7 protein-coding genes are annotated in these 6,571 nt (G+C 63.2%); 5 read left to right on the top strand and 2 right to left on the bottom strand.

The window, feature by feature from the left end:
* From AC5JJ6_RS35465 to AC5JJ6_RS35475, 3 genes are all read left to right on the top strand, one after another.
* Nucleotides 1-1,331: TRAP transporter large permease (locus AC5JJ6_RS35465; protein WP_496046549.1), on the top strand; the 1,331-nt coding region annotated here is incomplete at its 5' end.
* The gene (locus AC5JJ6_RS35470) at nt 1,328-2,377 is read left to right on the top strand and encodes an L-idonate 5-dehydrogenase (protein WP_496046550.1); all 1,050 of its coding nucleotides are present in this window, start codon (nt 1,328-1,330) and stop codon (nt 2,375-2,377) included. The genes AC5JJ6_RS35465 and AC5JJ6_RS35470, both read left to right, overlap by 4 nt.
* A 96-nt stretch (nt 2,378-2,473) precedes the next feature.
* On the top strand, nt 2,474-3,448 hold the full coding sequence (locus AC5JJ6_RS35475; protein ID WP_496046551.1) for a TRAP transporter substrate-binding protein: 975 nt from the start codon (nt 2,474-2,476) through the stop codon (nt 3,446-3,448).
* A 112-nt stretch (nt 3,449-3,560) separates the two neighbouring features.
* Here AC5JJ6_RS35475 and gfa read toward each other — a convergent pair whose 3' ends face one another.
* Nucleotides 3,561-4,196, bottom strand: a complete 636-nt coding sequence (gene gfa / locus AC5JJ6_RS35480) for an S-(hydroxymethyl)glutathione synthase (RefSeq protein ID WP_496046552.1) — start codon at nt 4,194-4,196, stop codon at nt 3,561-3,563.
* A gap of 251 nt (nt 4,197-4,447) precedes the next feature.
* Nucleotides 4,448-4,675, bottom strand: a complete 228-nt coding sequence (locus AC5JJ6_RS35485; protein WP_496046553.1) for a hypothetical protein — start codon at nt 4,673-4,675, stop codon at nt 4,448-4,450.
* A gap of 227 nt (nt 4,676-4,902) precedes the next feature.
* On the opposite strand from AC5JJ6_RS35485, the gene AC5JJ6_RS35490 reads away from it, so the two are divergent.
* Nucleotides 4,903-5,886 carry a zinc-dependent alcohol dehydrogenase family protein gene (locus tag AC5JJ6_RS35490; protein ID WP_496046554.1) on the top strand — a complete coding sequence of 328 codons (984 nt, stop codon included), beginning with the start codon at nt 4,903-4,905 and terminating at the stop codon, nt 5,884-5,886.
* 212 nt (nt 5,887-6,098) lie between these two features.
* Nucleotides 6,099-6,571 (top strand): hypothetical protein (locus AC5JJ6_RS35495; RefSeq protein ID WP_496046555.1); only part of this gene is annotated, 473 nt, incomplete at its 3' end.

Consider the following 6,571-nt stretch of genomic DNA (forward strand, 5'->3'; position numbering starts at 1 on the left):
CGCTGCTCTACCTGCTGGTCTACGACGTGGCGCCCGACGTGATCCTGGCCCAGCGCATGATCGCGGGCGTCGAAAGCTTTCCTCTCCTCGCCGTGCCGTTCTTCATCCTGGCCGGCAACCTGATGAATATCGCCGGCGTCACCGGCCGCATCTACACCTTCGCCGTGGCCCTGGTCGGCTGGATGAAGGGCGGGCTGGCGCAGGTCAACATCATCGGCTCGGTGATCTTCTCCGGCATGTCCGGAACGGCGCTGGCCGATGCCGCCGGCATCGGGACGATCGAGATCAAGGCCATGAAGGACCATGGCTATCCGGTCGAAGCCGCCGTCGGCGTCACCGCCGCCTCCGCCACTCTCGGTCCGATCTTCCCGCCGTCGCTGCCTTTCGTCATCTACGGCATGATGGCCAACGTCTCGATCGGAGCGCTGTTCCTGGCCGGCATCCTGCCCGGCCTCGTCATGACCGTGCTGATGATGGGCACCGTGGCGCTGATCGCCTACAAGCGCGGCTGGGGCTCCGATACCGGGTTCGAGTGGAAGCGGATCGCCGAGGCGTCGATGGAAGTCGGCATCGTCCTGGGCTTCCCGCTGATCGTCTACGCCCTGGTCTGGACCGGATTGTCGCTCAACGTGGCCTTGGCGATCTCCTTCGCCGTCCTGATAGCACTCGACTGGTACTACGACTGGTCCGCCGTGATGGCGCTGATGACCCCGATCATCCTGATCGGCGGCATGACGATGGGCTGGTTCACCCCGACCGAAGCGGCTGTCGCCGCCGTGATGTGGTCGCTGTTCCTGGGACTGGTCCGCTACCGCTCCATGACCATGCGCACGCTCGCCAAGGCGGCGTTCGACACGATCGAGACGACGGCGTCCGTGCTGTTCATCGTCACGGCGGCCTCGATCTTCGCATGGCTGCTGACCGTCGGTCAGGCGGCGCAGGCCCTGTCGGACCTGATCCTGGGCATCACCGACAACAAGTGGGTCTTCCTGATCCTGGTCAACCTGCTGGTCCTGTTCGTCGGCTGCTTCCTAGACACCATCGCGGCGATCACCATCCTGGTCCCGATCCTGCTGCCGATCGTCCTGAAGTTCGACATCGATCCGGTCCATTTCGGCGTCATCATCACGCTCAACCTGATGATCGGCCTGCTGCACCCGCCGCTGGGAATGGTCCTGTTCGTCCTGTCCCGCATCGCCAAGCTGTCGGTCGAGCGCACCACGATGGCGATCCTGCCCTGGCTGATCCCGCTGTTCGTGGCCCTGATCCTGATCACCTTCGTCCCCATCCTGACCTTGTGGCTTCCTCAAACCATGGGAATGATCCGATGACCGATACGGCACTCGCGGCGACGCTCTTCGGCGCGGAGGACCTGCGGATGGTCGAACGTCCGCTGGGTTCCCTGGAACCCGGAATGGTCCGCATCCGCTTCGGCGCCGGCGGCATCTGCGGCTCCGACATGCACTACTTCCGGCATGCCCGCACGGGCGACTTCGTCGTGACCTCCCCCTTGGTGCTGGGCCACGAAGTCGCCGGCGAGATCGTCGAACTGGGCTCCGGCGTCACCGGCCTCGGCGTCGGCGACCATGTCGCGGTCAACCCGTCGCGCTGGTGCGGCCACTGCACCCGCTGCCGCGAAGGCCGCGAGAACCTGTGCGAGAACATCTACTTCATGGGGTCGGCGTCCAAGACGCCGCACATGCAGGGCGGCTTCGCCTCCCTGTTCGATGCGACCTCCGCCCAGTGCATCAAGGTCCCCAAAGAGCTGTCCTGGTCTGCCGCCGCCCTGGCCGAACCGCTGGCGGTCTGCCTGCACGCCGTCGCCCGCGCCGGAGCCATCGAAGGCCGTAAGGCGATCATCTTCGGAGCCGGCCCGATCGGCCTGCTGACCATGCTGGCGGCCCGCCTTGCCGGCGCCTCGGAAGTCGCTGTCGTCGACGTGGCGCCGGCCCCGCTCGCCTTCGCCGAGCGCCTGGGCGCCGACAGCGTCGTCGATATCTCCGGCGGGGACGACCGGCTCAAGGCACTGGCGGCCGAACGCGGCTACGAAGTCGCGTTCGAAGTCTCCGGCACCGCCGCCGGACTGGCGTCGGCCATCGGCGCGGTCCGGCGCGGCGGCACCGTGGTCCAGATCGGCAACCTGCCCGGCGGGGCGATGCCGGTGCCCGCCAACGCCGTCATGGCGAAGGAACTGGACCTCAAGGGCACCTTCCGTTTCGGCAGGGAATACGAGGAAGCCGTCTCCCTGATCGTGTCGGGCAAGGTCGACGTGATGAAGCTGGTCACGGCGGAACGCCCGCTCAGCGACGCGCCCGCCGCCTTCCTGCTCGCCCTCGACCGCTCGCAGAGCGTCAAGGTGGTCTTGACCGCCGCCTGAACCGATCCGAAGGTAGGCAATTTACCGTTTCCATCATACGTGAAATCACCAAAGCCGGCCGGCAACAGGCGGGCATATCGACAGGGAGGAAGAAGGTTGAAGTTTCTGGCATTGATGATCGGCTCCATGGCCATGCTGGCTGCCGGCACGGCATTCGGCGCCGAGTACAAGTTCAAGCTGGCCCACGAGGTCGCGGTAGATTCCACCCAGCATCTTGCTGCGACCCGGTTCGCCAAGCTGGTCAAGGAGCGGACCGACGGCAACATCGAGATCAGCATCTTTCCGAACAGCGGGCTAGGCCCCGCCCAGCAGGCGCTCAACCTGCTGCGGGGCGGAAGCATCGAGATCATTCAGTCGGGGTCGACCACCTTCAACGGCGTCGTGGGGGAGACGACGGTGCTGGAATTGCCGTTCCTGTTCCGCGATGCCGAACACGCCTACCACGTTCTCGACGGCAAGGTCGGCCAGGGTCTGCTCGACAAGCTGGCCCCGCATGGCATCCAGGGGCTCGCGTTCCTGGAGAACGGCTGGCGCGAGATGACCAACAACAGGCACCCGATCCGCTCGCACGAGGACATCAAGGGCCTGAAGATCCGGACCACCCCGAACCCCTTCCACATCCAGGCGTTCCAGCTCCTGGGCGCCAACCCGGTGCCGATGGCCTATGCGGAACTCTACCCTGCTCTCGAGACCGGCGCCATCGATGCGCAGGAACACCCGCTACCGGTGTTGTGGGCGGCCAAGTTCTACGAGGTCCAGAAGTATCTGACCCTCACCCACCATGCCTATTCGCCCCTCATCCTCGTGATGAACAAGCCCAAGTTCGACAAGCTGCCGCCGGAATACCAGACGATCCTCGTTGAGGCGGCGCGCGAAACGGCGACCTACCAGCGCGATCTCAACGCAAAGCAGATTGCCGAGATCATCACCGGGCTCAAGACGGCCGGCATGGAAGTGATCGAGGAGATCGACACCACGAAGTTCCGTCAGGTCGTAGAGGAACCCTTGCGCAAGTCCTTTGCCGACAAATACGGGATGGATCTGCTCAACGCGATCGCCGCTGAAAAATAAACCGGAGCGAAGTAGATCCGGACACGGCGCCGGGGCGGGAGAAAGCATCTTCACCCCCGCCCCGGCCTCCTTGCCCGGCCTCCTTGCTTGGATCTGGTCGTTCTGCCTGTCCTCAGGCCGCCAGAACGCCTTTGCTCTTTGCGACATGGGTCGCGATCAGGTCCATCAGCGGCGGAGAAAGAGCGTCATAGGGCTCAAGGCCCAGCTCCTTCAGCCGGCCGCGCACCGCACCCATCTGCTCGGGCTTGGCGCCCGATTCGATGACCGACGACACGAAAGCCGCGAATTCCGGAGCGCTCCAGCCTTTCTGGTCGGACAGTTCGGTATGGATGAAATCCAAGCCGTAGAAAGGATGGCTCGTGTTTTCGATCCTGCCGTACATGTGCACGCCGCACTCCTTGCAGGCATACCGTTGGATCGCGGCCGACGTATCGACCACCTGAAGCTTATCGGCGTTTGCCGTCACCTTCAGGTTATCACGCGGCACCACGGCGACCATGGAGAACAACGCTCCCGCCGGCTTCCAGCATTTGGTGCAGCCGCAGACATGGTTATGGGCGGAGTTGCCCGTGATCTTCACCTCGACAGGGTTGCTGGCGCATTTGCAATGCAACGTCCCGCCGGCAAAATTCGGCGCACCGGCGACGACACCCTGGTCGACCGAGGGGTGGATCTTGACAGAACTGTAGCTCGGTGCCTTGCTCGCCGGGGGTGTATTTGCGTTTTTATTATTCTTTTTCCAGAACATTGCGTCTCCTCCTTACTTATCCAGATGCCGCAACATTCCTAGCCGATCCAAGATCAAATCAATCGGCTGAGGGAAGACTGCGGCCCTAGGTGTTTATCGGTTGCCGAAATTCCACCTACAAGATGAAACTCGGACAGGCGTGGAAGCTAGTCTGCCAGCTTCCAGTCTTTCATCTTGGCATAACCTGATAGGTGTTACCATGCAACGGACGCATTAGTCCGAATTTCGGAGCCATTGCGCACTAAAGTTATTTAAGCTTCCGCATTGGCGCGGGCAGGGATGGCGCGGACGGTACCGTTCCTGCGCCTGACCAGCACGTCGACGTCATGGCCCAGGCGCCGGACCCGGGCCGCATCCCACAGCGCGGATTTGAGTGCTTCCTTCCGCGTCGGGAACCATCCGCATCCGCTGTCGCCGCAGCCGGAGATGGTCCAGTGAGTTTCCCGCCGATCGACGACGTAGACGATATGAGCAACCATCTCAGCCCTCCCACAGGCCATATGCTTAATCTTTGGTAACCATATTTCGCCAAAACCGGAAAAACCACGTTGATCCAGATCAAGTGACCGAGGTCGAAACTGATGAGCATCCTGGTTAATGTGGATCAAAGCTCCCCGACGGTCGGCGCGGCACGATGCGGTCCATGACGTCCCGCCTCGGACGACTGCCGGAGGATGGATGACGAGTGTCGGGTGGAGGAATGCCGATGAAAGCGATGATCCTGAGCAAGCCCCGCACGCTCCTGACGCTCGCCGAGGTGCCGGATCCGACGCCGGGACCCGAGCAGCTTCTCATACGGGTCCATAGCTGCGCCGTTTGCCGCACGGACCTTCACGTGATCGACGGCGAGTTGCCCGACCCCAAGCTGCCGCTGATCCCCGGCCATGAAATCATCGGAACCGTCCTGGCCAAGGGCTCGGCGGTCGAACGTTTCGCTCCGGGCGACCGCGTCGGCGTTCCGTGGCTGGGCTGGAGTTGCGGCGCCTGTCCCTGGTGCCTGTCCGGGCGGGAGAACCTGTGCGACAGCGCCCGCTATACCGGCTATCAGATCGACGGCGGCTATGCCGAAATGACCTTGGCCGACGCCCGCTTCTGCTTCCCCATTGCAGGATCGTACCGGGACGAAGAAGCCGCCCCCTTGATGTGCGCCGGCCTGATCGGCTACCGCGCTCTGCGGATGGCGGGAGACGCGGCACGCCTCGGCCTGTACGGTTTCGGCGCCGCAGCCCACATCATAGCGCAGGTCGCCCGCCGACAGGGTCGCGACGTCTATGCCTTCACACGGCCGGGCGACACGGCGGCCCAGCGGTTGGCGTCCGATCTCGGCGCCTGCTGGGCCGGAGGATCGGACGAGCAGCCCCCTGTCCTGCTCGACGCCGCCATCATTTTCGCACCGGCCGGCCCGCTCGTTCCGGCGGCGCTCCGCGCCGTGGCGAAGGGTGGAACAGTCGTTTGCGCCGGCATCCATATGAGCGACATACCGGCTTTCCCTTACGACATCCTGTGGGGGGAGCGCGTCATCCGCTCTGTTGCGAACCTGACGCGACGCGATGGCGAGGAGTTCCTGACCCTGGCGCCCACCATCCCGGTCCGAACCCATGTTACGACCTTCGATCTCGCCCAGGCGAACGATGCCGTGGCGGCACTCCGCTCCGGCGCCATAACCGGAGCCGCCGTGCTCACGCTTTAGGTTTTCGCATGACCGGGCCGAGGTAACTCAAGCGCAATATTCGCGGAGAATCGGCAGTACGCCAGCCTAAATCACCGCGGCAAAGTCTATTGTATTATTGTAACCGGTAGCCGATCGCAGAAATCGCCAGGATTTCGACTTATAAGTATCTCCTGATATCAACAACCTGAACCTGCGTTGAATGAGCTTCCTTCCTGGAGACCATGATCATAATGCACTTCAACAGCAGCATGTCGAAGATCTGGAAGCCGACGTTTCGTCATATCTTGCTGGTGATCCCTGCTGCCGTAGGGATTTCGGCCTGTGCCAGCGAAAAGACGGTGATCATGGATTGCTGGGTGATCAAAGGTCGGGAACTCGAGGCTGCCCGGCAGCAGGGCAAGTGCATCGACCCATTCGAAACCTATGTAGAAGTCGTTCCGCCCCCTCCCGTCACCGTTCCTGCGACGGACGGTCGTGACAGAGTGCCCGTTACAGCGGCCAATAGAAGCGGAACAGCCGGAACCCCCGGGTCGGGAACCAGTTCGGCGAGCTCGGCAAACAGCACCGGCGGTTCCGGCACAGCCGGATCAGGTAATTCCGGTGGAGGCGCAAACAGCGGGTCCGGCAACAGCGGAAGCAGCGGCAGCGGTGATAGCGGCAGCAGCAGCGGTGGAAGCAGTAGCGGCAGCAGCAGTAACAGTGG

The organism is Skermanella sp. (genome assembly GCF_059503625.1).

Coding starts and splice junctions, on each gene's coding strand:
- AC5JJ6_RS35470 (WP_496046550.1), top strand. CDS start 1,328: ATGACCGATACGGCACTCGCGGCGACGCTCTTCGGCGCGGAGGACCTG.
- gfa (WP_496046552.1), bottom strand. CDS start 4,196: ATGTTCTGGAAAAAGAATAATAAAAACGCAAATACACCCCCGGCGAGC.
- AC5JJ6_RS35485 (WP_496046553.1), bottom strand. CDS start 4,675: ATGGTTGCTCATATCGTCTACGTCGTCGATCGGCGGGAAACTCACTGG.
- AC5JJ6_RS35490 (WP_496046554.1), top strand. CDS start 4,903: ATGAAAGCGATGATCCTGAGCAAGCCCCGCACGCTCCTGACGCTCGCC.